This is a genomic window from Frigoribacterium sp. ME-P-080 (genome assembly GCF_030209595.1).
GTDB lineage: Bacteria > Actinomycetota > Actinomycetes > Actinomycetales > Microbacteriaceae > Frigoribacterium.
In genome coordinates this window covers 482,497-509,081 of the sequence record NZ_JARVRR010000002.1, presented here as the reverse complement: position 1 = coordinate 509,081, position 26,585 = coordinate 482,497, and the positions used below count along the sequence as shown (strand labels likewise).

At 71.9% G+C, this 26,585-nt stretch carries 23 protein-coding genes; 17 read left to right on the top strand and 6 right to left on the bottom strand.

The annotated features are described in order from the left end of the window. Window positions 1-70: 70 nt before the first annotated feature. The gene (mscL, locus tag QRN23_RS03905; RefSeq protein WP_056049319.1) at window positions 71-565 is read left to right on the top strand and encodes a large conductance mechanosensitive channel protein MscL; all 495 of its coding nucleotides are present in this window, start codon (window positions 71-73) and stop codon (window positions 563-565) included. Window positions 566-698: 133 nt separating this feature from the next. On the opposite strand, the gene QRN23_RS03900 is transcribed toward mscL, so the two are convergent. Continuing rightward, window positions 699-914: a hypothetical protein gene (locus tag QRN23_RS03900; RefSeq protein ID WP_056048999.1), complete on the bottom strand. Its 216-nt coding sequence runs from the start codon at window positions 912-914 to the stop codon at window positions 699-701. Further along, the gene (locus tag QRN23_RS03895; protein WP_502874804.1) at window positions 911-4,678 is read right to left on the bottom strand and encodes an AAA family ATPase; all 3,768 of its coding nucleotides are present in this window, start codon (window positions 4,676-4,678) and stop codon (window positions 911-913) included. The genes QRN23_RS03900 and QRN23_RS03895 overlap by 4 nt, the downstream gene beginning before the upstream one ends. Window positions 4,679-4,952: 274 nt before the next feature. Between QRN23_RS03895 and QRN23_RS03890 the strand changes: the two genes are divergently transcribed. Next, window positions 4,953-5,354, top strand: a complete 402-nt coding sequence (locus QRN23_RS03890) for a hypothetical protein (protein WP_285062631.1) — start codon at window positions 4,953-4,955, stop codon at window positions 5,352-5,354. A gap of 332 nt (window positions 5,355-5,686) precedes the next feature. Next, window positions 5,687-5,893 (top strand): YegP family protein, encoded by a 207-nt coding sequence (locus QRN23_RS03885; protein ID WP_285062629.1) that lies wholly within the window; start codon window positions 5,687-5,689, stop codon window positions 5,891-5,893. 31 nt (window positions 5,894-5,924) lie between these two features. On the opposite strand, the gene QRN23_RS03880 is transcribed toward QRN23_RS03885, so the two are convergent. Then, on the bottom strand, window positions 5,925-6,767 hold the full coding sequence (locus QRN23_RS03880) for a sulfurtransferase (protein ID WP_285062628.1): 843 nt from the start codon (window positions 6,765-6,767) through the stop codon (window positions 5,925-5,927). A gap of 93 nt (window positions 6,768-6,860) precedes the next feature. On the opposite strand from QRN23_RS03880, the gene QRN23_RS03875 reads away from it, so the two are divergent. Then, on the top strand, window positions 6,861-7,829 hold the full coding sequence (locus QRN23_RS03875; protein WP_200412878.1) for an epimerase: 969 nt from the start codon (window positions 6,861-6,863) through the stop codon (window positions 7,827-7,829). Between the two features lie 51 nt (window positions 7,830-7,880). Here QRN23_RS03875 and QRN23_RS03870 read toward each other — a convergent pair whose 3' ends face one another. Beyond that, on the bottom strand, window positions 7,881-8,312 hold the full coding sequence (locus QRN23_RS03870) for an Lrp/AsnC family transcriptional regulator (RefSeq protein WP_056049014.1): 432 nt from the start codon (window positions 8,310-8,312) through the stop codon (window positions 7,881-7,883). Window positions 8,313-8,461: 149 nt separating this feature from the next. Here QRN23_RS03870 and ocd point away from each other — a divergent pair, with 149 nt between their 5' ends. The 4 genes from ocd to QRN23_RS03850 all read left to right on the top strand — a co-directional run bounded on the left by ocd (window position 8,462) and on the right by QRN23_RS03850 (window position 12,548). Then, a complete protein-coding gene (gene ocd / locus QRN23_RS03865) occupies window positions 8,462-9,493 on the top strand; it encodes an ornithine cyclodeaminase (protein ID WP_173153009.1) in 1,032 nt (343 codons plus the stop codon). Between the two features lie 52 nt (window positions 9,494-9,545). After that, the gene (ctlX, locus tag QRN23_RS03860; RefSeq protein ID WP_285062624.1) at window positions 9,546-10,595 is read left to right on the top strand and encodes a citrulline utilization hydrolase CtlX; all 1,050 of its coding nucleotides are present in this window, start codon (window positions 9,546-9,548) and stop codon (window positions 10,593-10,595) included. Window positions 10,596-10,839: 244 nt separating this feature from the next. Further along, window positions 10,840-11,880: a TerC family protein gene (locus tag QRN23_RS03855; RefSeq protein WP_056049019.1), complete on the top strand. Its 1,041-nt coding sequence runs from the start codon at window positions 10,840-10,842 to the stop codon at window positions 11,878-11,880. A 215-nt stretch (window positions 11,881-12,095) separates the two neighbouring features. Beyond that, window positions 12,096-12,548, top strand: coding sequence for a DUF6314 family protein (locus QRN23_RS03850; protein WP_285062620.1), 453 nt, complete (start codon window positions 12,096-12,098; stop codon window positions 12,546-12,548). 101 nt (window positions 12,549-12,649) lie between these two features. Here QRN23_RS03850 and QRN23_RS03845 read toward each other — a convergent pair whose 3' ends face one another. Next, entirely contained in the window at window positions 12,650-12,898 is a 249-nt protein-coding gene (locus QRN23_RS03845; protein ID WP_043594734.1) for a glutaredoxin family protein, read from the bottom strand. A 272-nt stretch (window positions 12,899-13,170) separates the two neighbouring features. Between QRN23_RS03845 and QRN23_RS03840 the strand changes: the two genes are divergently transcribed. From QRN23_RS03840 to QRN23_RS03825, 4 genes are all read left to right on the top strand, one after another. Continuing rightward, window positions 13,171-14,670, top strand: coding sequence for an MFS transporter (locus tag QRN23_RS03840; protein WP_285062617.1), 1,500 nt, complete (start codon window positions 13,171-13,173; stop codon window positions 14,668-14,670). Window positions 14,671-14,931: 261 nt separating this feature from the next. Beyond that, window positions 14,932-20,367 (top strand): Ig-like domain-containing protein, encoded by a 5,436-nt coding sequence (locus tag QRN23_RS03835; RefSeq protein ID WP_285062616.1) that lies wholly within the window; start codon window positions 14,932-14,934, stop codon window positions 20,365-20,367. A 224-nt stretch (window positions 20,368-20,591) separates the two neighbouring features. Further along, window positions 20,592-20,924: a hypothetical protein gene (locus tag QRN23_RS03830; RefSeq protein ID WP_285062615.1), complete on the top strand. Its 333-nt coding sequence runs from the start codon at window positions 20,592-20,594 to the stop codon at window positions 20,922-20,924. A 296-nt stretch (window positions 20,925-21,220) separates the two neighbouring features. Further along, entirely contained in the window at window positions 21,221-22,174 is a 954-nt protein-coding gene (locus QRN23_RS03825) for a nuclear transport factor 2 family protein (RefSeq protein ID WP_285062614.1), read from the top strand. On the opposite strand, the gene QRN23_RS03820 is transcribed toward QRN23_RS03825, so the two are convergent. Then, window positions 22,171-22,677, bottom strand: coding sequence for a VanZ family protein (locus QRN23_RS03820; RefSeq protein WP_285062612.1), 507 nt, complete (start codon window positions 22,675-22,677; stop codon window positions 22,171-22,173). The two genes, QRN23_RS03825 and QRN23_RS03820, sit on opposite strands and share 4 nt — an antisense overlap. Window positions 22,678-22,917: 240 nt before the next feature. Between QRN23_RS03820 and QRN23_RS03815 the strand changes: the two genes are divergently transcribed. From QRN23_RS03815 to QRN23_RS03795, 5 genes are all read left to right on the top strand, one after another. After that, window positions 22,918-23,625, top strand: coding sequence for a hypothetical protein (locus QRN23_RS03815; protein WP_285062611.1), 708 nt, complete (start codon window positions 22,918-22,920; stop codon window positions 23,623-23,625). A gap of 494 nt (window positions 23,626-24,119) precedes the next feature. Next, the gene (gene sigK, locus QRN23_RS03810) at window positions 24,120-24,704 is read left to right on the top strand and encodes an ECF RNA polymerase sigma factor SigK (protein ID WP_123571661.1); all 585 of its coding nucleotides are present in this window, start codon (window positions 24,120-24,122) and stop codon (window positions 24,702-24,704) included. 121 nt (window positions 24,705-24,825) lie between these two features. After that, a complete protein-coding gene (locus QRN23_RS03805) occupies window positions 24,826-25,563 on the top strand; it encodes a DUF4396 domain-containing protein (RefSeq protein ID WP_192122847.1) in 738 nt (245 codons plus the stop codon). Between the two features lie 102 nt (window positions 25,564-25,665). Beyond that, the gene (locus tag QRN23_RS03800) at window positions 25,666-26,052 is read left to right on the top strand and encodes an iron chaperone (RefSeq protein WP_056042961.1); all 387 of its coding nucleotides are present in this window, start codon (window positions 25,666-25,668) and stop codon (window positions 26,050-26,052) included. Between the two features lie 203 nt (window positions 26,053-26,255). Next, a complete protein-coding gene (locus QRN23_RS03795) occupies window positions 26,256-26,555 on the top strand; it encodes a hypothetical protein (protein WP_285062610.1) in 300 nt (99 codons plus the stop codon). Window positions 26,556-26,585: the final 30 nt, after the last annotated feature.

The following is a 26,585-nucleotide window of genomic DNA, read 5'->3' as shown; positions in this document are numbered from 1 at the left end:
CACCCGAGCGCGCCTCCGTGGTTTGCTTGACGTCGAGAATCTCATCTCGTCCGATCAGAAGGAGTCGCCCGTGAAGGGTTTCAAAGAGTTCATCCTGCGCGGCAACGTCATCGACCTCGCCGTCGCGGTCGTCATCGGTGCGGCCTTCACCGCCATCGTGACGTCGCTCGTGACCAACGTGTTCAACCCGCTGATCGGGGCCGCGTTCAACGCGACCATGCTCGACGAGGCGCTCATCGTCACGATCCCGACGCTCGCCGGCGGCGAGGCCCAGCTGAAGTTCGGCGCCGTCATCGGGTCCGCGATCCAGTTCTTGATCATCGCGGCCGTCGTCTACTTCGTGCTCGTGCTGCCGGTCAACAACCTGCTCAAGCGCACCTTCGCCAAGCAGAAGGCGGAGGAGACCCCCGCCGACGTCCCGCCGACCGACGTCGAACTGCTCAGCGAGATCCGCGACCTGCTGCGTGCGCAGGCCGCACCCGCCGTCGGCGGCGGCTCCCACGCCGCGCCCGTGCTCGAGTCGCGCGACCCCCACAGCGAGAACGGTCCGCTCGGCAGCCGCTGACGCCCCGGCGGCTCCAAAGGGCTCCGACCGCCCGTGAACCCCGAATGCGACGATGAACCCCCCGGAATCGGGGTTCATCGTCGCATTCGTGGTTCATGCCGACCTCGGACGTGCGTCGCCGCCCGGGGCCGACTCAGCCCCAGTGCGGCGGGACGTCGGCACGCAGTCGCTGGTCGTTCTCGCTCGACCCCTGCCGAGCGGGTTCGGGCGCAGGCGTGGGGTCGCTGCCCGGCACCGGGTCGGTGCTCACGCGACGCCCGGACCGCCGACGCACCACCAGGGGGCTCGGCTCGGCCGCCTCGAGGGCGTGAGGGGCGTCGCCCTCGGACGCCGCGCCTCCTGCGGTCATCGACGGTTGACGTGCTGGCTGGCCGACAGGGCCGGCACCTCGTGCGTGTGCGAGTCACCGATGCCGAGCACCTCGGCGACGCGTTCGGCGACGGCGTCGGGATCGGTGAAGAGCTGGAACGCGTGCACGCGGATGTAGTGCCAGCCGAGCCGCCGCAGCACCTCGGGACGCGAGCGCAGCGACTCGCGCAGGCTGGTGCGCGAGAGCGTCGTGTCGGTCTCGATCGTGACGCAGACGCCGTCGTGGGCGGCGACGAGACCGAGCTTGCCCCGGTGCCCGAGAGCGACGGGGATGCCCTTGACCTCGAGCCGGCGGGCCAGGTCGACGAGCATGGGCTCGCTGTCGTCGGGGACGTGCTCGGCCGACGTCCTGGCCTGCACCTCGGTGAGGATCTCGCTGAGCGCGACCGTTCCGTGGCCCATGCGACTCGAGTCGATGTCACCCGGCTGGAAGCAGGTGACGATGACCATCGAGCGACGCGCACGCGTCATGGCCACGGCCAGCAGGCGCTCGCCACCCGGCTGGCCGAGCGGCCCGAAGTCGCTGAGCACGCGGCCGTGCGGGGTGCGGCCGTAGCCGATCGAGAACACGACGTGGTCGCGGCTCTGCGCGACGCTCTGCTCGAGGGTCGCGATCATGAACGGCTCGCTGCGGTCGCCCACGACGAACTCGGTCAAGTCCTTGTGCCCCGAGACGGCGGTCAGCACGGCCTGCTGGACGCGGATGGCGTGCTTGGCCGACGCCGTCAAGACCATGAGCGACTCGCTCGGGCGCGTGCGGGCGTGTTCGAGGACGAGGGACACGACGCGGTCGACCTCGGCGTCGACGCTCTCGACGGCGCCGGACTCGGGGTCGGGGACGGCGGTGCCGCCCGAGACGTAGTCGAGCGCGATGCTGCCGTGGCCGAGGAAGCTGCCCGCCCAGGGAAGGGACTCGATGCGTCCGCCGTAGAAACGACGGTTGACGAGTTCGGCGAGGTCTTCTCCGCCGGCACGGTAGCTGCGCGTGAGGGAGAGCGTGGGCAGCAGGGTCGCGAGGCGCGCCAGGGCGCTCTCGGAGTGCGACGCGGCCAGGGCTTCTTCGTCCGCGTCGACGGGCGGCTTGCCCGGCACGACGCCGATGTCGAACTCGGACGGGGTCTGGGTCACGGGGTCGCCGAACGCGACCGTCTGCTTGCCCCGACGGATCGCCCCGACGTTCTCGGCCAGGGTCGTGGCCCCGGCGTCGACGAGCACGACCGTGTCGAACGGCACGGTGTCGGCGATGGTGTGGACCTCGTACGGCGACGCGACCCAGACGGGAGCGATGGCGCGCGACAGGTGCGGGGCCGCATCGTGCAGCAGGCGAGCGGTCAGGTGGCCCTGACGCAGCAGGCCCTTGAGCGCCGACGCCTCGTCGGGCCAGTCCACCAACCCGATCTTCCAGTTCTCGGCCAGGAGCCACGCGAGCAACTGGGCGCTGCCCGCGGCGTGGGCCTCGTCGACGAGGCGGAAGTCGGCCTCGAGTCGGTCGAGCATCGCGGTGTTGGCGCCGAGCAGGGCCCGGTCGGCCTCGAGCAGCGACTCCAGCGCCGAGCGCCACCAGGCGAGCTCGAGTTCGGCCGCGACCTGGTGCTCCGGCACGTGGCGGTTGGCCAGGTCGGTGATCAGCGGGGTCAGTTCGAGGTCGCGCAGGGTCGTCATGAGCTCGGTGCGCTCTTGGAGGTTCTGCAGGACGTCGCTCTCGGCGGCGAGGGCCTCGAGTCGTTGCTGCAACTCGACGATGCCGATCTCGGTGAGCCCGTCGTCACCCGTCAGGCCGAGGGGGCCGTCGAGCCGCTCGAGGTCTTGCGACACCTGCTGGTGCAGCACGTGCGCGTCGGCGATGCCCGTCGGCACCTCGGGCGGGGTGCCCGCCGACACGTGGCGCTGCCAGACGACGCGTTGCTGCTGGATGCGCTGCAGCGCACCGTGCAGGTCGGCGATGTGGACGCCGGGTCGCACGTACTCGCGGGCGAGCTTCTTGAGCCGACGGCGGTTGGCGCTCGACATGTCGGGTGCCTCGCGCTTCGGCGCCGTCGCGGCGACGAGCTCGGCGACCGAGCGGTCGAACACGACGGGCATGAACTTGTCGAGGGTGTCGCGGATCTCGGTGAGCAGGCGCAGGTAGACGCCGAGCTCGGCGACGCTCTCGAACGGGCGCATGCGCGTGCTGCCGATCACCTCTTCGGCGCGCTCGAGCAGACGCGGCAGGTCGCGGTGGTGGAGGTTCTTGGCGAGCTGGTGCGCGTCACCGGCCCCGACGCTCTCGGTGAAGCGCGCGCCGTACCAGGGCGAGTCGCCCGGGCCGTACTTGAACTCGCCCAGGTTGGCGGCACCGACCATCGTCTCGGCGACGCGGCCGCGACCGTCGACCATGGCGGCGATGCTGGGGCGGCTGAGGCGGGCGGTGGTCGCCGGGGCGGCGGGCAACAGGGCCAGCCGCGAGAGTTCGGTGAGGCAGTCGAGCACCGAGACGCCGAGCTCGGGGTCCCGGCGGCTGAGGGCGCCGCGGTAGTCGACGAGCACCTTGCGGAGGCGCACGAGGGCGTCGTCGACCTCACCCATCTGCGGGTGGGTGGCCTTCTCGTTGCGGGAGATCGACCGGATCACGTCACGACGCAGCGTGGTCGGGCTGACGGCGACGCCCGGCAGGCCGACCTCGGCGAGACGGCTGGTGATGCCGCGCAGGGTCGCCCGGCGGGCGCTGACCACGAGGACGCGCTTGTTCTGCGACACGAGACGACCGACGGCGTTGACGATGGTCTGCGTGCCACCGGTGCCCGGCAGGGTCTTGACGACGACCGAGTTGCCGGCGGCGATCTGGGCCACGACGTTCTCTTGCTCGGGATCGGCGTCGAGCAGCAGGGTGTCGGTCTCGGGGCTGCGCTCGTCCTGGGGCGTGGCGGTGGTCGGGCGGTAGGCCTCTTCGACCTGACGGATGGCCATCGGGTTGCCGGCGAGCGCGTCGAGCACCGGGTGCCCCAGCTCGCGGGCGTCGAGGGCCATCTCGGTCGAGACCTCGGTGAAGGTCGAGACGACGAGGCGCGGCTGCACCGTGAACCACTCGAGGTGGGCGGTCAGCCCACGGAGCCGGTCGATGACCGGGTTGGGCGTGAACGACCCCTCTCGGCTGGCGAGGGAGACGAAGGACTCGGCGTCGAGCGTGATGCCGAACTGGTCGTGCAGCGCGTCGACCAACGCCGGGTTGAGGAAGGGCTCGCCGAGCAGCTTGACCTCGAAGTCACGCCCGTGGCGACGGATCGCCAACGGCCGCAGCAACACGGGCGCCCGGAAGTCTTCTCCGGCGAAGGACCAGGCGGCGACGCCGATGGCCAGGTGGACGGCGTCGATGCCGCGGACCGTGCTCAGCTCGAGCCCCTTGGCGGCGATCTGACCGGCCGCGGCACGGGCCGTGCGCAGGGCGAGGTCGTCGCGGATCAGGCTGGAGAGCAGGGTCGTCTTGCCCGTGATGAACTGCGCGAGGCCGCCGGGGTGGGTCGTGCTCAGCTCGATGCGGGACCGCTGCGAGTCGCCGAAGTGGAGCAGCGTGGAGGGGCCGCCCACCCGGCGCAGGGACTCGCGCCAGGTGTTCCAGACGGGCTCGGCCACGTTGCCCAGGGACTGCCCCGGGTGCCCGAGGCTGACGGCGTGGGGTGTGATCACGCCCGTGGGCGCGCCGGTCGGGACGGCGACGGAGTCGTTCTCGTCGTCGTCGTTGTCATGCTGTCTGTCGGCTCGCCACACCCTGACACCTTAAGCGGTCCGCCTCGACAACTCCCGGAGGACGGGCGGTTCCGCCGCGAGTCGCCGTGGGGCGCCACCCCGGCGGCGGCGGTCGCATCGGCGACACCTGACGCCCATCGACGGTCGTGTTACACCATCCGTCAACATGCGCGACATGATCGGTTACGTGAGTTGTCGTCATAACCGTGCGCTCGTACGTCACCGTACAGTACGGTCATCACGGGGACTATTCAATGAGCCGACACGACACCGTGTCTCGACACCAGGAGCGCACATGCCTTTCGAACCGAAGTACAGCGACGAGACGCGAGAGAAGTCGCTCGCCCGGGTGCTCGAGCGTCGCGAGGCCGAGCCGGGCAACCGGTCGATCATCCGCGAGACGGCATCCGAGTTCGAGGTCGGCGAGCAGTCCCTGCGCGGTTGGATCCGAGCCCACGAGCGGGCGACCGCCCCCACGCCGGCACCCGACGACGCGGTCGAGAAGGAACTCGACGTCACCTCGGACGACGACGAGCCCGCCCCGTCGACCACCGCGGCCCCGCGCCGAGGTCGCCCCCCGGGCTCGGGGTCGGCCGCCACGGCCGAACGCGTCGCCGAGCTCGAGGCGGAGGTCGCCAAGCTGCGCCGCGACCGCGAGGCCCTGAAGGGCGCCATGGCGGTCCTGCTGGCCGACTGACCTAGCACCCGAGACCCGCGGCCACCGCCCGGGACGACGAGAGCGCCCGACCCCGCGACTGCCATCCGGGGTCGGGCGCTCTCGTGTGCTCGGTGCGCGACCGAGACGGACCGGTGCGGCCGCCCGGTCTCGGAGGGGGGACGAGACTCGCGGGCGGCCGCACCGACTCACACAGTGTGACAGTTGGAATGTCACATGTCAAGTGGTCGCTGAGGAGCCGACCTGCGGGAGGCGCCACCCGACTCCGCGACACGGGTCGCCTCCCGCCCGGGGTGCGGCCCTATGCTGTCGCCACGCAGAGCGCGCGCACCACTTCGTGCAAAGGGACCCCCATGGCAGGCACCTTCGTCGTCACCCAGGACGCCTCGGGCGAGTACCGCTTCGCCCTCACCACCGGCAGCGGCGTCGTCATCGCCTCCTCCGAGGGCCATCGCCAGAAGGGCGCGGCGATGAACGCGATCGACGACCTGCGTCGAACCGCCGTCGACGCGGTGGTCGACGACCGGACGAGCGTGCCCGAACCGGGTCACGCCGACTGACGGACCGCGCCCCGGCGACCCCGGTCGCGACTCAGTCGGGGCGGTCGCCGGTGGCGACGGGTCGCGCGGGGTCGTTCGACCAGGCGCTCCACGACCCGGCGAAGAGCACGGGGTCGAACCCGGCGATCGTCGCGGCCAGGGCGTTGTGGGCCGCCGTGATGCCCGACCCGCAGTAGACGGCCACCGGCGTCGCCGGAGTGACCCCCACCTCCTCGAACCGGGTCCGCAGCGCGGCGGCGTCGACGAAGCGGCCCGACGGGTCGAGGTTGCCCGCCGTGGGCAGGTTGACGGCACCCGGGACGTGACCGGCCCGCGGGTCGACCGGTTCGACGTCGCCGCGGTAGCGCTCGGCGGCCCGGCTGTCGACCAGCACGCCCGTGGAGGGCCACGAGGCCGCCGCGTCGGCGTCGATCACGGGCCACGGATCGTCGCCGAGGGTGACGTCGCCGGGCACCGGGTCGGCATCGCCCTGTTCGACGGGCAGGCCCGCGTCGGTCCAGGCCGCGAGCCCGCCGTCGAGCAGACGCACGTCGGCGACGCCCGAGGCCCGCAACAGCCACCACGCGCGGGCCGCGGACTGCCCGCCGAGGTCGTCGTACACGACGACGGCGTCCCCGTCGCGGAGTCCCCAGCGCCGGGCGGCGGTCTGCAGATCGGCCCGGTCGGGCAGCGGATGACGCCCCTCGACGGGTTCACCGTGACGGGCGAGCTCGGAGTCGAGGTCGACGTAGACGGCGCCGGGCAGGTGCCCCTCGCGGAAGGCGGGGCGGCCGTCCGGCCGGTCGAGCCGCCACCGGACGTCGAGCAGGCGCACGACTCCCCCGCCCGTCAGGGTGGCGTCGAGCTCGGCGGCGGTCACGAGGGGATGGCTCATGCCGACGAGGCTAACCGGCGTCCCACAGGTGAGGACTTCTCGACGTCGAGGGACCGCGCCGACGGTGACCGTCCGGTCCCCTAGTTTGAGCCCATGACCGACCACATCGTCCTCGCCGGAGCCAGCGGCTTCATCGGGCAGCACCTCGCGGCCGCGTTCCGCGCCGAGGGTGCCCGCGTCAGCCTGATCGGCCGCCACGGGCCCGACGCGTCGTGGGGTGACACCGCCGGCATCACCGCCCTGCTCGAGGGCGCCGACCTGCTCGTCAACCTCGCGGGGAAGAGCGTGAACTGCCGCTACGGCCCGGAGAACCGCGCCGAGATCGTGCGCTCGCGCGTCGAGACCACGCGCGAACTGAAGGAGGCGGTGCTCGCGTGCACCGCGCCTCCTCGGGTCTGGATGAACTCGTCGACGGCGACGATCTACCGCCACGCCGAGGACCGCCCGATGACCGAGTCGGACGGCGAGATCGGGTCGGGGTTCTCGGTCGACGTGGCCACCGCGTGGGAGGCCGAGTTCTTCTCGGGCGAGCTGCCCGCCACCCGCCGCGTCGCCCTGCGCATGGCCATCGTGCTGGGCGACGGCAGCGCGCTCGTCCCCCTGATGAACCTGGTGCGGGCGGGCCTCGGCGGGCCGCAGTTCGACGGCCCGTGGCCGGCCACCCGGGCGCGGCTCGCGGCGGGCACGTACCACCACGAGGGTCGCGGCGGTGGACGGCAGAAGTTCAGCTGGATCCACGTCGACGACGTGCTCGGGGCGATCCGGTTCGCCCGTGAGGACTCGTCCGTCGAGGGCCCGCTCAACCTGTCGTCCCCGAACCCGAGCGACAACCGCACCGTGATGCGCACCCTCCGCCGCGTGCTGGGCGTGCCGTTCGGCCTGCCGGCCTGGCGGTGGATGCTCGAGCTCGGCACGGCCGTGCTCCGCACCGAGACCGAGCTCGTGCTCAAGAGCCGGTGGGTGCTGCCCGAGCGCCTCGTCGACGGCGGGTACGAGTTCGTCCACCCGCACCTCGACGAGGCCCTGAAGAGCATCGTCGCCGGGAGGCGCGGCGCGGCCTGAGTGCCCCTGGTGCGACCAGGCCGAGGACGGCGGCCGCCGCGCGGGTGCCGGTCAGCGGAGGACGGAGCTGAGCAGCAGGCTGGTCTCGCTGTTGACGACGCCCTCGACGCTGCGGATGCGGGCGAGCACGCGGTCGAACTCGCCGAGCGACGACGTGCGCAGCTCGGCGACGAGGTCCCAGCCGCCGTTCGTCGTGTGGAGCGACGCCACCTCGGGGAACCCGCGCAGCTGCCGGATGACGTGGTCGGTCGACCGCCCCTCGATCTCGATGAAGCCGATCGCACGGATGAGGTCGGGATCGTCGGCCTCGCGCACCCGCACGGTGTAGCCGAGCACCGTTCCCGACGCCTCGAGCCGGTCGAGCCGTGAGGTGATCGTCGCCCGCGTCACGCCCAACCGCCGCGCGAGGCTCGCGGCCGACTCGCGCGCGTCGACCCGCAGGGCCGCCAGGAGGCGCCGGTCGAGCTCGTCGAGATCCGCCATGGATCGAAACGTACAGCACGACCGCGCACAACGGGTGATCGAGCGTGCGGAATGGCGCTCGATGGTGATTGTGGCTGCACATCGCCCAGTCCTAACGTGGTGCCACCCGGACGCGACGACCGAACCGGGCCGAGCAGGAGGAGGTCGCCGTGGTGCGCTTCGTGGATGTGCAGAACATGATCCGATGGGTCACCGACCGCGGGGTCGGCCCGATCACCAGCGGCATGGTGACCGCCCTCGAACGCGACTTCGCCCGGTGGCCCGCCTTCGACAAGTCGCCCCGCGTCGCCTCCCACAGCCCCATCGGCGTCATCGAGCTGATGCCGGCCAGCGACAGCGAGACCTACGGCTTCAAGTACGTCAACGGCCACCCGTCGAACCCGGGCCGCGGCTACCAGACCGTCACCGCGTTCGGCGTGCTCGCCGACGTCGACACGGGCTACCCGACCTTCCTCGCCGAGATGACGATCCTCACCGCGCTGCGGACCGCCGCCACGAGCGCGATGGCCGCCAAGCGCCTCGCCCGGGCCGACTCGCGCGTGCTCGCCCTGATCGGCGCCGGCTCGCAGGCCGAGTTCCAGGCCCTCGCGATGCGCTCGACCCTCGGGCTCGACACGGTCCGCGTGTTCGACGTCGACCCCGGCGCCACCGCGAAGTTCGTCCGCAACCTCGAGCCGCTCGGCTTCGACATCACGGTCTGCGCGAGCCCCGGCGAGGCGGCCGACGGCGCCGACGTGATCACGACCTGCACGGCCGACAAGCAGAACGCGGTCGTCCTGCCCGACGAGGCCGTCCGCCCCGGCGTCCACGTCAACGCGATCGGCGGCGACTGCCCGGGCAAGACCGAGCTCGACCCCGCGACGCTGCGCAGGGCCGACGTCTTCGTCGAGTACCCCGAGCAGACCCGCGTCGAGGGCGAGATCCAGCACCAGCCGGCCGACTTCGCCGTCACCGAGCTGTGGCAGGTCGTCGCCGGGCAGCGCCCCGGGCGCACGAGCGACGAGCAGATCACGATCTTCGACTCGGTCGGCTTCGCCATCGAGGACGTGTGCGCCCTGAAGTACCTCCGACAGGACGTCGTCGGCACCGACTACGCCGTCGAGATCGACCTCGTCGCCGACCCCGACGACCCGAAGGACCTGTTCGGCCTCGTCGCCGCCCGCCGACCCGTCGGCGCCTGAGTCCCCGACCGCCCCGGACCGCACCCACCGCAGAAGCCGCGCCGAGACCGTCGTGACGACCGTCGCTCCCCCGCCCCGCGCCTCCTCGTCCCCGGCGACCGCCGTGGTGACGCCGCCGGCGTCCCCCGCACTCCGCGCCTCCTCGCGCACCCGAAGCGCCGACGAGGAGGCGCGGACGGCCCTCCAGTCGCCCGCCGCGGTCGTGATGGTGCGGCCGCACCACTTCACGCCGAACCCGCAGACCGCGGCCGACAACGCGTTCCAGACCGACCCGGCCGAGGTCGACGCGACCCGGGCCCAGCTCGCGGCGCGCGCGTTCGACGAGGTGACCCGGGCGACCGAGGCACTGCGCGCGGCGGGCGTCACGGTGCACCTCGTCGACGACGAGCGGACCGACCGGCCCGACGGGGTGTTCCCGAACAACTGGTTCTCGACCCACGACGACGGCCGGGTGGTGCTCTACCCGATGCACTCGCCCAACCGTCGGGGTGAGCGACGCACGGACGTCGTCGACCTGCTGCGCGAGCGGTACCGCGTCACCGAGGTGCTCGACCGGTCCCCGCTCGAACGGCGCGGGATCGTCGTCGAGGGCACCGGGGCGCTCGTCCTCGACCACGTCGGGCGCGTCGCCTACGTCACGCTCTCGCACCGGGCCGAACGGGCTGCCGTCGCCCTGGTCTGCTCCGACCTCGGCTACGAGCCCCTGACCTTCACCGCGACGGACGCGACGGGCGTGCCGATCTACCACACGAACGTCATGATGAGCGTGGCGTCGCGGTTCGCCCTGGTCGGCCTCGAGTCGATCGCGTCCCCGAGCGAACGGAGGCGCGTGGTCGAGCGCCTGTCGGCCTCCGGACGCGAGGTGGTCGCCCTGACCCGCACCCAACTCGGCGAGTTCGCGGGCAACGCGCTCGAACTGGCGGGGGCCGACGGGCCCGTGCTGGCGATCTCGGCACGAGGATGGGCGTCCCTCACCCCGTCGCAACGCCGCACCGTGTCGCGGCACGCACGGCCACTGCCGCTCGAGGTGCCGACGATCGAGCTCGCCGGTGGGTCCGTGCGCTGCATGCTCGCCGGGGTGCACCTGCCGCCGCGGTCGTAGCCGGGGCGCCTCCTGCCTCGGTGCCGGCCGGGGCATCGGCCGCCCCGGTGACGCGGGTGCGGGCCTTGCACGCACTGCAGCTTCTCAGCACTGTCACGGTCGCTTGAGGGCACGCCCCCAGCGGACCCCCACGTACCGTCGTCTCAGGAGCCTTTCCGCTCGTCACGAGCCTTCTCCGCTGTCCGGCCGTTCGCGCCGCTCAGCCCGACCCGCCTCATCAGCCCGACCCACCCGGAGCATCCCCGTGGACGTCTCACTGACCACCTGGCTCATCACGATCGCCGTCACCATCGCGTTCTTCGTGTTCGAGTTCTTCACCCACGTGCGCAAGCCGCACGAGCCGACGATCGGCGAGTCCGCCCGCTGGTCGGCGTTCTACATCGGCCTCGCGCTGCTGTTCGGCGTCGGCATCGGCTTCGTGAGCGGCTGGGGCTTCGGCGGCGAGTACTTCGCCGGCTACCTCACCGAGAAGGCGTTGTCGATCGACAACCTGTTCGTCTTCCTGCTGATCATGACCGGGTTCGCCGTGCCGCGCATGTACCAGCAGAAGGTGCTGATGATCGGCATCGTCATCGCGCTCATCATGCGTGCGGGCTTCATCGCCGCCGGCGCCGCGCTGATCGAGAACTTCTCGTGGGTCTTCTACCTCTTCGGCGCCCTGCTCTTCGTGCTGGCCTACCAGCAGATCAAGGGCGACCACGGCGGCAACGCGGCCGACAACGCCTTCGTCAAGATCGCCCGCCGCGTCCTGCCCGTCGACGACGAGTTCCACGAGGACAAGTTCACCGTCAAGAAGGGCGGCAAGCGCTTCGTGACGCCGCTGCTGCTCTGCGTGATCGCGATCGGCTTCGTCGACCTGGTCTTCGCCCTCGACTCGATCCCCGCGATCTACGGCCTGACCAACGAGGCGTACATCGTCTTCACGGCCAACGCCTTCGCCCTGATGGGTTTGCGCCAGCTCTACTTCTTGATCGGCGGACTGCTCGAGCGTCTCGTGTACCTGTCGCAGGGTCTCGCGATCATCCTCGCGTTCATCGGCGTCAAGCTCGTCTTCCACGCCCTGCACGTCAACGAGGTGCCGTTCATCAACGGCGGCGAACCGCTGCTGTGGGTGCCCGAGATCCCGATCTGGTTCTCGCTGCTCTTCATCGGCGCGACCATCACCGTGGCCACGATCGCCAGCCTCGCCAAGACCCGCGGCGACGCCCAGAAGGCCAAGCGCGACGAGGTCGACGGCGAGAAGGTCACGGTCGCCAAGGACTCGGACGACCCCACCCGCCACTAGGCGCCGGCTCGCACTGCACCGCGTTTCGTCCACCGCACCACGACTGGTCGGGGTGCGGTGCACGAAACGCGGTGTGGTGTGTCACGAGCGCGCGGCACCACGCCGCCACGCCACCTCGACTTGGTCCGTCGACGGCCGTGCGCGAAGATCGGGTGTCCTCCCGCGGTCGTCGAGGGGGACCGCCTGAGAGGGGTTCTCCGTGGTCGTCGATCGACATGCCGGCTGAGACGCTGGCGCTGCTGCTCGGCCGGTGGTCCGTCACGCGCGAGATCGACGACCACCGCACCGGCGAGCACGCCCGGTTCGACGGGACGGCCACGATCGAGGAGGCGCGGGCGGGCTCCGACCTCGTGGCGACGTACGACGAGGCCGGCGTGCTGGTCGTGGCCGACCGGCGGACACCCGCCACCCGGCGGCTCGGCTACGCGGCCCGGGGTGACGGGTCGCTCGACGTGCGCTTCGCCGACGGCCGGCACTTCGTCGACCTCGACCTGCGGTCGGGGGCCTGGGAGGCGCACCACCCGTGCGCCCCGGACAGCTACCTGGTCGAGACCCTCGTGCTCTCGCCGACGTCGTTCGAGGAGCGGTGGACGGTGCGCGGGCCGGCGAAGTCGTACGACGCGCTCACGACGTACGAGCGCGTCGCCGGGCATCCCGCCACGAAATGAACGACCCGCCACACGTTCGCGTGGCGGGTTGTTCACTTCGTGGCGGGGTGGAGGGTCGGCGCGTGGCGCGTGCCGCGGTGCCGCGGTGCCGCGGTGCCGCGCTAGAGCTTGGCGGCGAGCTCGGCGTCGGTCGGCTCGACCAGGTGGCTGCCGTCGGGGAAGACCACGACGGGGATCTGCGTGCGACCGCTGACGGCGTAGGCACGGTCGGCACCGTCGGCGACGGCCTCGAGGTCGACGTAGTCGTAGGCCACGCCCTCGCGGTCGAGCAGCGCCTTCGAGCGGCGGCAGTCACGGCACCACTCGGCGCCGAACATCAGGATGCGGTCGGGGGCGGTGTCGGTGCTCATGGCGACCAGGGTACGCGCGGTGACGGGACGCGGGCACGCCACCCGCGCCTCCTCGTCCCCGACCGGTCTCGAGATCCGGTCCGGGAATCCGGCCGGACGCCGGATCGCCGCCCGGTTCGCTCGCCGCGAGCGAACGACGTTCGGTTTCTCGTTCGGGGGCCTTGCGAGCCCCCGGGGGTGGCATGTCACACTGGAGGAGCGCCCTCGTCGTGGAGTGGCAATCCCCCCAATCCACCCGCCAGCAGCATGGCCCGCGACGAGTGTGCTGCATCGTGCAGACCGGGGTCGACCACGAGTCGGCCGCCGACGTCCACGATGCCCCCGACGAGATGATCGTCGTGCGCACGCGTCCCGGGCCCGGAGGCATTCCCGTGACCGACACCCTTCAGCGCCCGCCCCAGACCTCGAGCACGCCCGCCGTGCGCACGCCCGCCGCCGCACCTCCCCCGCGCTCGTCGTCGACGCACCCGCGCGACACCCGCCCCACGCCCCAGCCGCACCGCCTGACCCCCTCGGGCGTCGTCGGCATCGCCGTGCTCGGCCTCGCGACGTTCTTCGCGATCACCACCGAACTGAGCCCGGTCGGCCTCCTCTCGACCATGAGCACCGACCTCGGCGTCAGCGAGGCGCGCATGGGCGTCGTCGTCACGGTGTACGCCGTGGCCGTCGCCGCGTTGGCCCTGCCCCTCACCTGGGCCACCGCACGCTTCCCCCGCAAGGCCGTGCTCGTCACGACCCTGGTCGGCTACACGGCCTCGAACCTGATGGTCGCGCTCGCCCCGAGCTTCGGCGTGCTGCTGACCGGTCGCGTGGTCGGTGGCATCGCACACGCCCTGTTCTTCTCGGTGGCCTCGGCCTACGCGACGCGCATCGTGCCGCCGCGCCTGGCGGGCCGCGCCATCGCCTTCGTCTACTCGGGCAGCTCGCTGGGCTTCGTCGTCGGCGTGCCGCTCGCGACGACGGTCGGCGACCAGCTCGGCTGGCGTCCCGCCGTGGGCGCGGTCGCCGTCGCCACCGCGGTGCTGGCCGTCGTGGCCGCGCTGTTCCTGCCGCACGTCCAGGGCGAGTCGTCGCCGCACGTCGGCTCGGTCCGCTCGTGGGCACGCTCGGGGCTGCTCGCCGTGGTCGTGGCCGACCTCATGCTGTTCGCCGGCCACTACGTCGTCTACACCTTCATCGGCCCGTACCTGACGGGGGCCGGCCTCGGCGAGGACCTCGTCGGCGGCGCCCTGCTCGTGCTCGGCGGCACGGGCGTGGTCGGCCTGCTCGCGGCCGGCGCGTTCGTCGACCGGGCACCCCGGCAGACGCTGATCGTCGCGGTCGCGGTGATGATCGGCGCCCTGGCCGCCCTGCCGTTCGTGCACGGTTCGCTCGTCGGCACATTCGTCGTCGCGGGGCTGTGGATGGCCGCCAACGGCACGACCGGGACGCTCTTCATGGCGGCCGCGATCCGCACCGGCGGGGTCAGCCCCGACATCGCGGGCGCGCTGATCAACGCCGGCTCGAACGTCGGCATCGCCGCCGGTGCCGCGATCGGCGGACAGGTCTACGGGATGTCGGGCCTCGCCACGGTGCCGTTCGCCGCCGCGGCCATCGTCGCGATCAGCCTCGTCGTGATCGTGGCGGGCCGACGCGGATTCCCGCTGACCGGTCACGCGCAGGCGACCCTGTCGACCTCGTCGCTCGCGGTCATCACCTCGTCGGTGGCGGTCGTCACGACGTCGATCCCGACCGTGGGCCAGGGCCACGGCGGGCGTCGCCCCCGCCGGTAGGACGCAGGAGGCGCGGGTCGCGTCCTCGGCACCGCCATCCGCCCCGCTGTACCCCGATGTCCCCTACAAGGCGGACGAAATCACCCCTGCTCTGGGGACTCCACTCGACAAACGAGAAGCTTTATTGTCGAGGCATCCACTTCCGTGGAGCCCCCGTACCCGTGGGGGCGACACGCGGGCACCTGAACCCCCGCGTGTCGAGCAGGACCGACGCCCGACCGGATCCGACCCGGCCGGACGCCCCCACCCGAGGACACCCCCATGTCGCTTCTCCGCGCCTCCGTGCGCCCCCGTCGTCGCGCCCTCTCGTTCGCGGCCTTCGCCACCGCCTCCCTGCTGGCGGCCGTCGCCGTGACCCAGGCCGTCTCGCCGGCGCCGGCCCAGGCCGCCGCAGCGCTCTCGTGCGACCAGAACACGATCTACGCGACGGCCGGTCAGGGCCAGTTCGTCGCCATCAACGTCGCGGCCAACACGGTGTCCGACGTGATCGCGGGGACGGCGAACCCGTTCTCACCGGCCAACAACGGTCTCGGCGTCGGGCGGAACGGCCTCGACGCCTACGCCTTCACCAACGGCGCGGCCAACAACTCGAACGGCAACACGCTCGCGCGCTACGACTCGGCGGCCGGGGCCGTCACGACGGTCGCCAACGCGAACCCGTCGGGCGCACCCGCCTCGACCCTGCGGGGCGCCGTCAACCCGGTGACCGGGATCTACTACTACGCGACCGGTGGCGACCCGTCGACGATCTCGGCGTACGACCCGGAGACCGGGGACAAGATCGGCGTCGTCGGCCGCATCCCCGGCCTGCAGGCCGGCAACGGCGACTTCGCCTTCAGCACGCAGGGACTGCTCTTCGTCGTGGCGAGCAACGCGGTCTACCGACTGAACGACGAGACGATCCCGACCACGGCCGGCACCACCTCCCTCGCCGCCACCAAGCTGACCGACCTGCCCACGGGCACCAACAGCCCCGGCATCGCCTTCTCGTCCGACGGATACCTGTACGTCTCGTCGGGCATGCAGATCATCAAGCTCGACTCGAGTTCGGGTACCGAGGTCAGCCGCATGACGACCCCGGCCATCAGCAACATCACCTCGTACTCCGACCTCGCGAGCTGCAACTACGCCAACACCCTGACGGGCAAGGCGGACGTCACGGGCCGCTGGAAGTCCGGCGACCAGTTCGCCCTCAAGGTCGACGGCGGCAACCTGTCGTCGCCGTCCACCGCGACGACCTCCGGCACCGCGAACGGAGTCCAGGCCCAGAAGGCCGGCGCCGCGCTCGCGATCCCGGCCCGGACGTACACCGTCTCGCAGACGGCGGGCAACAGCTCGACGCGCCTCGCCGACTACTCGACGACGTACCGCTGCGCGAACGTCACCGACGACGCGACCGTCGCGTCGGGCTCGGGCAACACCGCGCAGTTCACCTTCCCGGCCGCGACCAGCGCCGACGGCACCGACGTCGTGTGCACCTTCGCGAACACCGTGGCGGCGATCTCGGCCGCAGCCTCCGACGACACCGGGACCACCGCCTCCGGCACCACCCTGACGGTCGGCGCACCCGGCGTCCTCGCCGACGACGCGGGCACCGACCTGACCGTGACGTCGAACACGCAGCCGACGAACGGGCAGGCCACCGTCTCGGCCGACGGCTCGTACGTCTACACGCCCGCGACGGGCTTCTCGGGAACCGACACCTTCCAGTACACGACGACCGACGGAGGCGGTGGCACGTCGACCTCGACCGTCACGATCACCGTCACCCCGGTGAGCAGCGACGACGTCGCGACCGCCCGTGCCGGCCAGGCCCTCGTGGTCGACGCGGCCTCGGGCGTCCTGGCGAACGACTCGGGCACCGGTCTGACCGCCGCCGTGGCGACCGGACCCTCGCACGGCTCCCTCGTGCTCGGTCGTGACGGCTCGTACCGCTACGTCCCGGCCGACGGGTTCTCGGGCACCGACACCTTCACCTACACGGCCACGGACTCCGAGGGCGCGAGCACCACGAGCACGGTGACCGTCACCGTGCTGCCCACCGCCGTCGACGACACGGCGACCGCCGCCTCGGGCACCCCGACGACCATCGCCGGCAGCGACCTGACGAGCAACGACGACGGCCTCGACACGACGGTGACCGCGGTCTCGACGCCCGGGCACGGCACCGCCTCGGTGACGCCCTCCGGCGACGTCGTCTACACGCCCGCGGACGACTTCTCGGGCACCGACGCCTTCGACTACACCGTCACCGACGGCCAAGGCGGCACCGACACCGCCACGGTCACCGTGACGGTCGCCCCCCGCGCCTCCGACGACTCGGTCGACGCCGTGGCGGGTGCTCCCCTCGACGTCCCGGCCGGCCGTGGCCTGCTGGCGAACGACGGCGGCACCGGCCCCCTGACCGCCGCGGTCGCCACCGCCCCCTCGCACGGCACCGTGGTGGTGTCGCCGGACGGCTCGTTCGTCTACACGCCGGAGAAGGGCTTCTCGGGGACCGACTCGTTCACGTACACCCTGACCGACGGCAATGGGGTCACGAGCACCGCGACGGCCAGCGTGGCGGTCGCCCCCGAGGCCGTCGACGACGCGGTTCAGGTCACGGCGGGCGGCAACGCCCACCTCGACGGGCCCGGCGTGCTGGGCAACGACTTCGGAACCGGCCTGACGGCCGCGGTCGAGACCGGGCCGCAGCACGGCACCGCGACCGTCGCCACGAACGGCGAGTTCGACTACACGCCGGCGCCCGGCTTCTCGGGCACCGACACCGTGACCTACCAGGTCACCGACGCCGCGGGTCGCACCTCGACCGCGTCGGTGACGATCACCGTGAAGCCGGTGGCCGTCGACGACGCGGCGACCACGCCGAACGGCACCACGGTGACCACGCCCGCCTCGGCCGGACTGCTCGCCAACGACCTCGGCACCGGGCTGCGCGTGACCGACCACGGCACGCCCGCCCACGGCGCCGTGACGGTCGACGCCGACGGCAGCTGGAGCTACACGCCGGACGCCGGCACCTCGGGCACCGACTCGTTCGAGTACCAGGTGACCGACGCCTCGGGTCAGACCGCGACGGCTCGCGCCTGGGTCGTCGTCGGCGACCTGGCCATGGCCGACCAGGGCACCGCCACCGCGGGCCGACCGCTGTCGGTCGACGCCGCGAAGGGCCTGCTGTCGAACGACAGCGGCACCGGCCTCTCCGGCGCCCTCGACGGCGCCCCCCGCCACGGTGACGTGACCGTCGCGAAGGACGGCTCGTACGTTTACACCCCCGCGACGGGCTTCTCGGGCACCGACACCTTCACCTACACGGCGACCGACGCCGAGGGGCAGAAGAGCACGGGCATCGTGACCGTCGTCGTCGTGCCCGACGCCGTCGACGACGTCACGTCGACGAAGGCCGGCACCGCGGTCACCGTCGCGGAGCCCGGCGTGCTCGGCAACGATCTCGGCACCGACCTGCGCGCGGAGATCGTCGACGCCCCGACCCACGGCACGGCCACGATCGCGGCCGGCGGCACCTTCACCTACACGCCCGCCGACGGATTCTCGGGTACCGATCTGCTGACCTACCGCGCCACCGACGCATCCGGCGCCGCGGACGTCGCGACCGTGACGATCCACGTCGGTCCGATCGTGGTCGACGACTCGCCCGTCGGTGGCACCGTGGCCGACCAGCCCCTCGTCGTGGACGCCGCGCACGGCGTGCTCTCGAACGACAAGGGCACCGACCTGACGGCGAAGGTCACCGACCAGCCGAAGGCCGGCACCGTGACCACGGGCCCCGACGGTTCGTACACGTACACCCCGGAGCCCGGCACCTCGGGCAAGGACACCTTCGGCTACGAGGTCACCGACGGCAACGGCCAGAAGGGCACGGGCACCGTGACCGTCGTGGTCGCCCCGAAGGCCGTCGACGACGTCGCCACCGTCGTGGCCGACGGTCACGTGACGGTCGCCACCCCCGGCGTGCTCGGCAACGACGTCGGCACCGGCCTGGCCGTCACCGCGGTCACTCCGGCGCCGCACGGCACCGTGACGGTCGCGCCGGACGGCACGTTCGACTACACGCCGGCCCCCGGGTTCTCGGGCGACGACATCGTCGTCTACACGGTCACCGACCGTGACGGCGGAACCGACGCCGCGACGGTCACCGTCACCGTGACGCCCCGCGCGATCGACGACCGTTACACGACGCCCGCGGCGACCACGCTCTCCGTGCCGGCCCCCGGCCTGCTCGTGAACGACCTCGGCACCGGCCTGACCGTGACGAGCGTCGGCACCCCGGCGCACGGCACGATCGTCACCCAGCGGGACGGTTCGGCCGCCTACACGCCGGACGCGGGCTTCTCGGGCACCGACCACGTCGAGTACACCGCGACCGACGCGTCGGGCCGCGGCACGAAGGCCGTCGCCACGATCGTCGTCGGCGCCCTCGCCGTCGACGACGCCGGCGCCACCCGCGCCGGTACGCCGCTGACCGTCGATGCCACGCACGGCGTGCTCGCGAACGACTCGGGCAGTTCGCTGACCGCGACGATCGACGGGCGCCCCGCCCACGGCACGGTCGACCTGGCGAAGGATGGTTCGTACGTCTACGCGCCGAAGCCCGGCTTCTCGGGTGTCGACGCCTTCACCTACACGGCCACCGACGCCGAGGGTCAGATCCGCACGGGCACGGTCACCATCACGGTGCTGCCGACGGCGGTCGACGACGGGGCCTCCACCCCGGCCGACACGACGCTGACCGTGGCCGCCCCGGGCGTGCTGGGCAACGACCTGGGTACGGGACTGCGCGTCACCGGGACGGGCACCGCCACCCACGGCACGGTCACCATCGACGCCGGTGGTCGCCTGGTCTACGCGCCGACGACCGGCTACTCCGGCCCGGACGCCGTGACCTACGCGGTCGCCGACCGTGACGGCGGCACCGCCACCGCAACGGTCCGCATCACCGTGGGCGTCAAGGCCGTCGACGACGAGGGCACGACGATCGCCGGTCAGCGCCTGGTCTCGGGCAAGGTCGGCGGCGTGCTGGGCAACGACGACGGGTCGGCCCTCTGGGTTGCCCTGGCCTCGAAGCCCTCCCACGGCACCGTGACGATGACGCGCGACGGCTCGTACGAGTACGTGCCGGACGCCGGCTTCGTGGGGGCAGACTCGTTCGACTACACGGCGACCGACGCCTCGGGGCAGACGTCCCGGGCGACGGTGACCATCACGGTTCTGGGCGCGGCCGTCGCGGTCGACGACGAGCAGCGCGGCACGACGGACCACCCGGTCACCGTCGACGTCACGGCGAACGACGCCCCCACCGAGGGTGCGACCTTCGACCGCGGCACCGTCGTGATCGTCGACCCGGCCACCGGTGACGGGGTCAGCACGCTGACCGTGCCCGAGCAGGGCACCTGGACTGTCGTCGACGGCTCCGTGGTCTTCACCCCCGCGAAGGGCTTCGACTCCGAGGCGTCGGTGCAGTACCGCGTGACCGACACGGCCGGCGAGACGGTCCAGGCGGTCGTCACGGTGTCGTTCCCGATGATCCTGTCGGCGACGCAGCTGGCCTTCACCGGCAGCGCGTCGGTGCTCGGCATCGCCGCCATGGCCCTGCTCGGGGTCGCGCTCGGCCTGGCGCTCTCGCGTCGCGGCCGTCGCGTGGTCGGCCCGATCCGAGGCCGTCGCCGGGCCGAGTAGCCCCCGACGCGCCGACGTCCCCGTCCGCCCGCCCCTCCTGCCGAGGGGGCGGGCGGGCGGGGACGTCCGTCGCACGGCAGTCCGTGCCGCGGAACGCTCTCGGCGGCTCCGCAGCACGCGACCCCACCGGGGGTGTCATCCGTCGGGAGGACGCGCCCGCGGCTCGATGCTGAGAGGGTCACGAGGAGGCGGACGGGTCGTCGTCGAGGGAGAGAGGGATCGTCGTGACATCACCGGGAAGGACGTCGGAGCCGCGGTCCTGGGCCTGGGCCCTGGGCTGGCTGAGCCTGTCCGGCCCGGTCCTGCTGGTCACGGGCAACGCCCCCTCGCTGATCGGCACCCCACTCGTGCCCTGGGCGAGCATCCTGCTGGATCTCTGGGCGGTCGTGTCCGTGTTCTTCGGAGTCGCCGCCGTCGCCTTCGCCCGCGACGACGCCGAGTCGGCTCCTGACGACCGACCGCGCTTCGTCACGGCCGGGATGGCGCTCGGCCTTCTCGGGCTGGCGGTCAGCGGGTGTCTGCTGCTTCTCTGGCTGCTGACGCCCCTGCCCTTCTGACCCATGAGCGAGCGCCGGCAGAGACGGCGTGATCGTCGTGGACGACAGCGCCGGTGCGTGCCGGCGGCCCGCACGCCAGGAGCACGCCCCGCCGCCTCGCGACGGGTGTGAGCACGACTCGCGTCGGACACGCCGCAGGGACGCGAACGAGTGCGCCACGATCCTGCGCGGTCGGCGCAGGCGGTTCCACGATTCCGACCTCCACGTGAGTGGCTTACGAGAAAGTGCGTACCTGCCGACGACGGGGCTTCCTGCGATGCTGCGATCACCCGCCGACCACACGAGCAGGAGAGCACATGACGAACGACCTGACCACGCGCAGCTCCTCCCGCCGCCTCGCCCGCGGCACGGCCGTCCTCGCCGGAGTCGCCCTCCTCACCGGACTCGGCGTCGCCACGCCGGCGGCCGCTGCTCCCGGGACCCCACCGAAGTCGACCGTGACGGCTGCCGCGGACCGGCGAGACACCACCAGCGAACACCGCAACGCCTGCGCCGTGCGGACGCTCCTCACCCAGACCTTCGCCGACCCGGACGGCACGTCCTCCCGCGAGCTCGCGGCCCGGCTCGTCTCCCCGACCGCGGTCGCGCACGGAGCAGGGACCGCGGCGGGGCCGGAGGGATTCCTCGCCCAGTTCGCGGCGGACCGCATCCGCGTTCCCGGTGCCCACGCCGTGATCAAACACGTCGCAGCCGACGGCGACCTCGTCGCGGTGCACTGGCAGATCACGCCGGACCCCGGCGACGAACGACGCGGTGACGCCGCCGTCGACCTGTTCCGCCTCGAGCACGGCCGGATCGTCGAGCACTGGTCGCTCGAGCAGCCCGTTCCGACCGGCACACCGGCCAGCGGGAACACGAACTCGATGTTCAGCGACCTCTACCGGTCGGCGCGTCCGACCGCCGCGCCGTCCGAACGTCAGGAAGAACGCAATCGCGTCCTCGCGGTGTCGGCGTACGACACGCTGTTCCGGGACCACGACCCGTCGATCCTCGACCGCGCATTCGACCCCGCGTACCTGCAGCACAACCCGGTGGCTCCGAACGGGACGGCAGCGCTGAAGCAGCTGTTCGGGAGCGGTGCGCAGTTCCCGGCGCAGCAATCCGTCATCTCGCTCTCGGACGGCGACATCGTCTGGACCTTCTCCCAGGCGGTCGGCGCGAAGCCCGGAGACCCGCTGCTCGCGGCCGACCTGTTCCGCGTCGACGGCGGCCTCATCCGCGAGCACTGGGACGTGGTCCCCACCGACTAGCCGCCGAGGCGGCCTCGTGCACCGGACGTGCGGCGTCGATGCCAGGTGAGGGCCGTCGCCGCGAGCACGCCCCCCACGACGGCACCGATGGTGTTGGTGATCCAGTCACCCGTGTCGCAAGCTCGACCGATCACCACCACCAGTGCCTGGAGCAACTCGATGGCACCCGACAGTACGACGGCGCCGAGAACTGCCACCACCGGTCGTCGCCAGAGCACCCCCGCGAAGAACGAGACCGGGACGAACAAGAGGACGTTCGCGGTCGACTCCACCGCAGTGGGCGAGAGGTACGGCAGGCCCGGGTTGCACGTGATGCCCGGGTAGGGCGCGCCATCCGGGTACAGCGTGAGCGCCAGGACCGCGAGCACTGCCAGGCCGAGGAGAACGCCGGTCGTCCGTCGGCGTCCCACGAGCCACAGTCCGGCGAACGGACCGACGACGACGACGCCGACCAGGACCGAGAAGGCGAGCCACGGCACCAGGGCGAGCACGGTCGAGAGCACGGACCGAGACTAGGACACGTCGGATCTGCTGAACGCGGCGCGGGACGGTCGGGACGGAGCCGTCGTGGAACCTCCGTGCGACTCGGAGCCGAGCGCCCGAGCTGAGGAGGCTTCGGGCCGGTGCCGACGAGGCGGTGGAGGTCACGGCGGGGTAACGAAGTCGATGCGTTCCAATCCTTTTCGGGCCCGGTGGCGAACCCAGTACATCCCCACCGGGACCAACTGACAAGGAGCTTCACCATGAACGCTTTCACTCGCAAGAACATCACCAAGACCACCCTCGGCCTCGTCGCCTCGGGCGCCCTGCTCTTCTCCCTCGCCGCGTGCTCGATGGACTCCGGCACCTCGACCGACACGTCCTCCTCGTCGAGCTCGTCGTCCTCCGAGCCCAGCGCCGCGTCGACGCCCGCCGCGTCGATCGCCGACCTCAGCAACGGCGTCGACACGCAGGTCGCCGTGGACGCGTCCTTCGTCGACGCCCTCACGAGCCTGGGCCTGACGCCCGGCGTCGTCGGCACCGCGACCTTCACCGACGGCACCTTCGCGTTCCCCATCACGGGCGGCAACGTCGACTACTACGGCCCCGACAGCGACGTGCGACCCTACGTCCAGGGCGAGATCGACCACGACGGCTCCGGCCTGTCGCTGACCGCGGCCGACGGCACCGTCGTCGAACTGACCGACTTCCGCATCGACCCGGGCGAGTCGAAGCTCTACGGCACCGTGACCGCCAACGGCACCGTCGCCGCCGAGGACGCCTACCTCTTCAACCTCTGGGGTGGCACGCTCAAGCCGATCCAGATGGAGGGCTCGAACGCCGTCCTCGAGGGCACCACGGTGCACATCAGCCCCGACGCCGCGTCGCTGCTGAACCAGACCTTCAAGACCGACGCCGTCCAGGACGAGATGCTCGTCGGCGTCGCGAAGATCACCGCCGCCACGGAGTAGTACCTGTCTGGCCGGCTACCCGCCGGCCCGGCCCCCAGGGCCGCACCCCGCCTCGCGAGGTGCGGCCTGGAACCCGGGTCGTCTCCGTGACGACGCACCGGCCCCGCCCTGCTCGACGGGGTCGGCGATCCCGGTGGACCCCGCCTCGTGCTCACGCACGGGGCGGGGTTTTTCCGTTGCCGCCCGGGGTCCGGCCCGAGGTCTGGCGGCCGTGAACCCGGTTTCGAACGACGCACCCAGAAGAATCGGGGTGCATCGTTCGGAACCGGGTTCTTCGCGCACTGACGGCCGGGGGTCAGGAGACGCGGCGGGGGTGACGAGCGCCGTGCTCACCGCGCCCGTCACCTCCGCGTCTGCCCGGCAGCTGACGACCACCGCAGACACGACTCGTGACCCTCGGTCTGGGGTCACCGCTTTCAATTCAAGCGCATAGAGTTCGAGGGGTGCCGTCGGTGGCACGAAACCTCGATCCCGAGCCCCCCGGACTGGACGCCATGTCTCTTGCACCTGCGCCACCCGTGGGGACCGAGCGCTCCGACGACGACCTCCTCGTCCTCGTCGCCGAAGGCAACCAGCAAGCCTTCGCGGTCTTCTACGACCGGACGGCTGCCCGTGTCCTCGGACTGGTCCGTCGCATCCTGGTCGATCCGGCGCAGTCCGAGGAGGTCACGCAGGAGATCTTCCTGGAGGCCTGGCAGACCGCCGGGCGCTTCGATCCCGCGCGTGGCAAGGCATCGTCGTGGCTGCTCACGATGGCGCACCGCCGCGCCGTCGACCGGGTGCGCGCCTCCCAGTCCTCACGCGACCGCGACCTCGCGGTCGGTGCCAAGGAATTCGTCGACGCACGGGACGACGTGGCGGAGACGGCCGAGACCCGGGTCGAGCACGAGCGAGTGACGAAAGCCATGCGCACCTTGACCGACCTGCAGCAGCAAGCCCTCGAGCTGGTGTACTTCGGCGGGCTGAGCCACAGCGAGGCTGCCCGTGAGGCCGGCGTCGCCATCGGGACGATGAAGACCCGCATCCGCGATGCCCTGATCACCCTCCGTCGACTGATCGCAGAAACGGAAGCGGCCTGACCGATTCATCCCCCGGGATCGGGCCGGAGGCACGTGCCGAGCAGATCGGCGTCGAACAGCGGGCCTCACGACGTTCTCGTCGACGTCGACGCTCGGCATCGTCAGGGTGTTGGGTCGATGGATGGTCGCCGCCTCACCTGTCCTGACCGTCGACGCGTTCCCCGTCGGGTTCACGTTCCTCTCGTGGACCTTCATCGCCATCGGTGTCGTCTGCGCGGTCGGTGTCGCGGCCGACGTGGCCCGCCGCCCACAGCCGATGGCCGTGATGAACGTGGTGTGGCCCGTGACGATGCTGTTCGGCGGGCTCGCGTGGCTGCTGTTCTACCGTCGGACCGCGCGCGCCGCCCTGCGAGGACTGAGCCAGGACGAGCGCGGGAGTTCGATGGCGGTCTCCGTCGCCACGGGTACCAGCCATTGCGGCGCGGGTTGCGCGATCGGCGACCTCGTCGCAGAGTTCGCCCTCGTCGCCTTCCCCGTCATCGGCGTCGTCGTCGGCCGGGGCACCCTGTACGACGACGAGATCTTCGCCGGCTGGATCATCGACTTCGTCCTCGCCTTCGCTCTCGGGATCGTGTTCCAGTACTTCTCCATCGCCCCGATGCGCGGCCTCGGCCTCCGAGCCGGCATCGTGGCCGCCCTCAAGGCCGACGCCCTGTCGATCTCGGCGTGGCAGGTCGGAATGTACGGGGTGATGGCGCTGGCCCAGTTCCTCGTCCTGCCCTCACTCTTCGGCGGGCGTGCGGACGTCGTCAGTCCGGAATTCTGGTTCGTCATGCAGATCGCCATGCTCGCCGGGTTCGCGACCTCCTACCCCGTCAACTGGCTCCTCATCAGGTCGGGCGTGAAAGAAGCGATGTGATCCGATGCAGACCTCGACGCCGCACACGAACGCTCGGCCCGGGGGCTGGCGCCCGCGCTCGTTCCGTCGCACACTGGTGCCCAGCGAACGAGAGGACTCGTCATGAGCGACACCGTGGTCGATCAGTACATCGCGGGGTTCCCGCCCGAGAGACGCGAAGCGCTCGAACGGGTGAGGCGGGCCATCCACGCCGGGTGCACCGGCGGCGTCGAGAGCCTGCGGTACGGCATGCCGGCCATCCGCTTCGAGGACGGGCAGACGCTCTACTTCGCGGCCTGGACGCGCCACCTCGGCATCTACCCCGTGCCCCGGTTCGACGAAGCCCTCGAAGGCGACGTCTCCCCTCACCGACGCGCCAAGGACACCGTCGCCTTCGGCTGGGGCCGCCCCGTCCCCGACCAGCTGGTCGAGCGGATCAGCCGCGCGATCGCGTGCGGCGCGGCGACGATCGTGGACGCCCCTCCCCCGGCGTTCGCCGTCACCCGCTGACGGATCCACGCACCCCACTGACGCCCCCTCCGCACTCCGCCGAGCCGCGGCGCCCGCCACCGCTCGACGCGACGCGACGCGTCGCGTCGCGTCGCGTCGGGTCGGGTCGGGTCGGGTCCCGCCAGCCGATCACCCGGCCTTCACGGTCCGAAAGTCGCTAGCTTCGACGAGAAATGCTCACCCCGATTCTGAGGAGACCCGACATGACCGACGCCACCCCCTACCCCGGCCCTGGCACCACCGGCCCCGCCACGACGACCAAGAAGACGATGGGCGTCCTGTCGCTCGTCTTCGGCATCGTCAGCATCGTCTTCTGCCTCTTCCTGCCGGTGCTGTGGATCCTCCTCGCCATCGCCGCCGTGGTGCTCGGCTTCCTGTCGCGCAAGCGCGAGCCCGCCGCCCGCACCATGGCGACGGTCGGCATCGTGCTCGGCTTCATCGGCATCGTGGCCAACATCGGCTCGATGGTCGCTGGCGCGCTGATCATGACCCAGGGCTTCTAGCCCGCACGACGACCCGGACGAGTGGTCGCC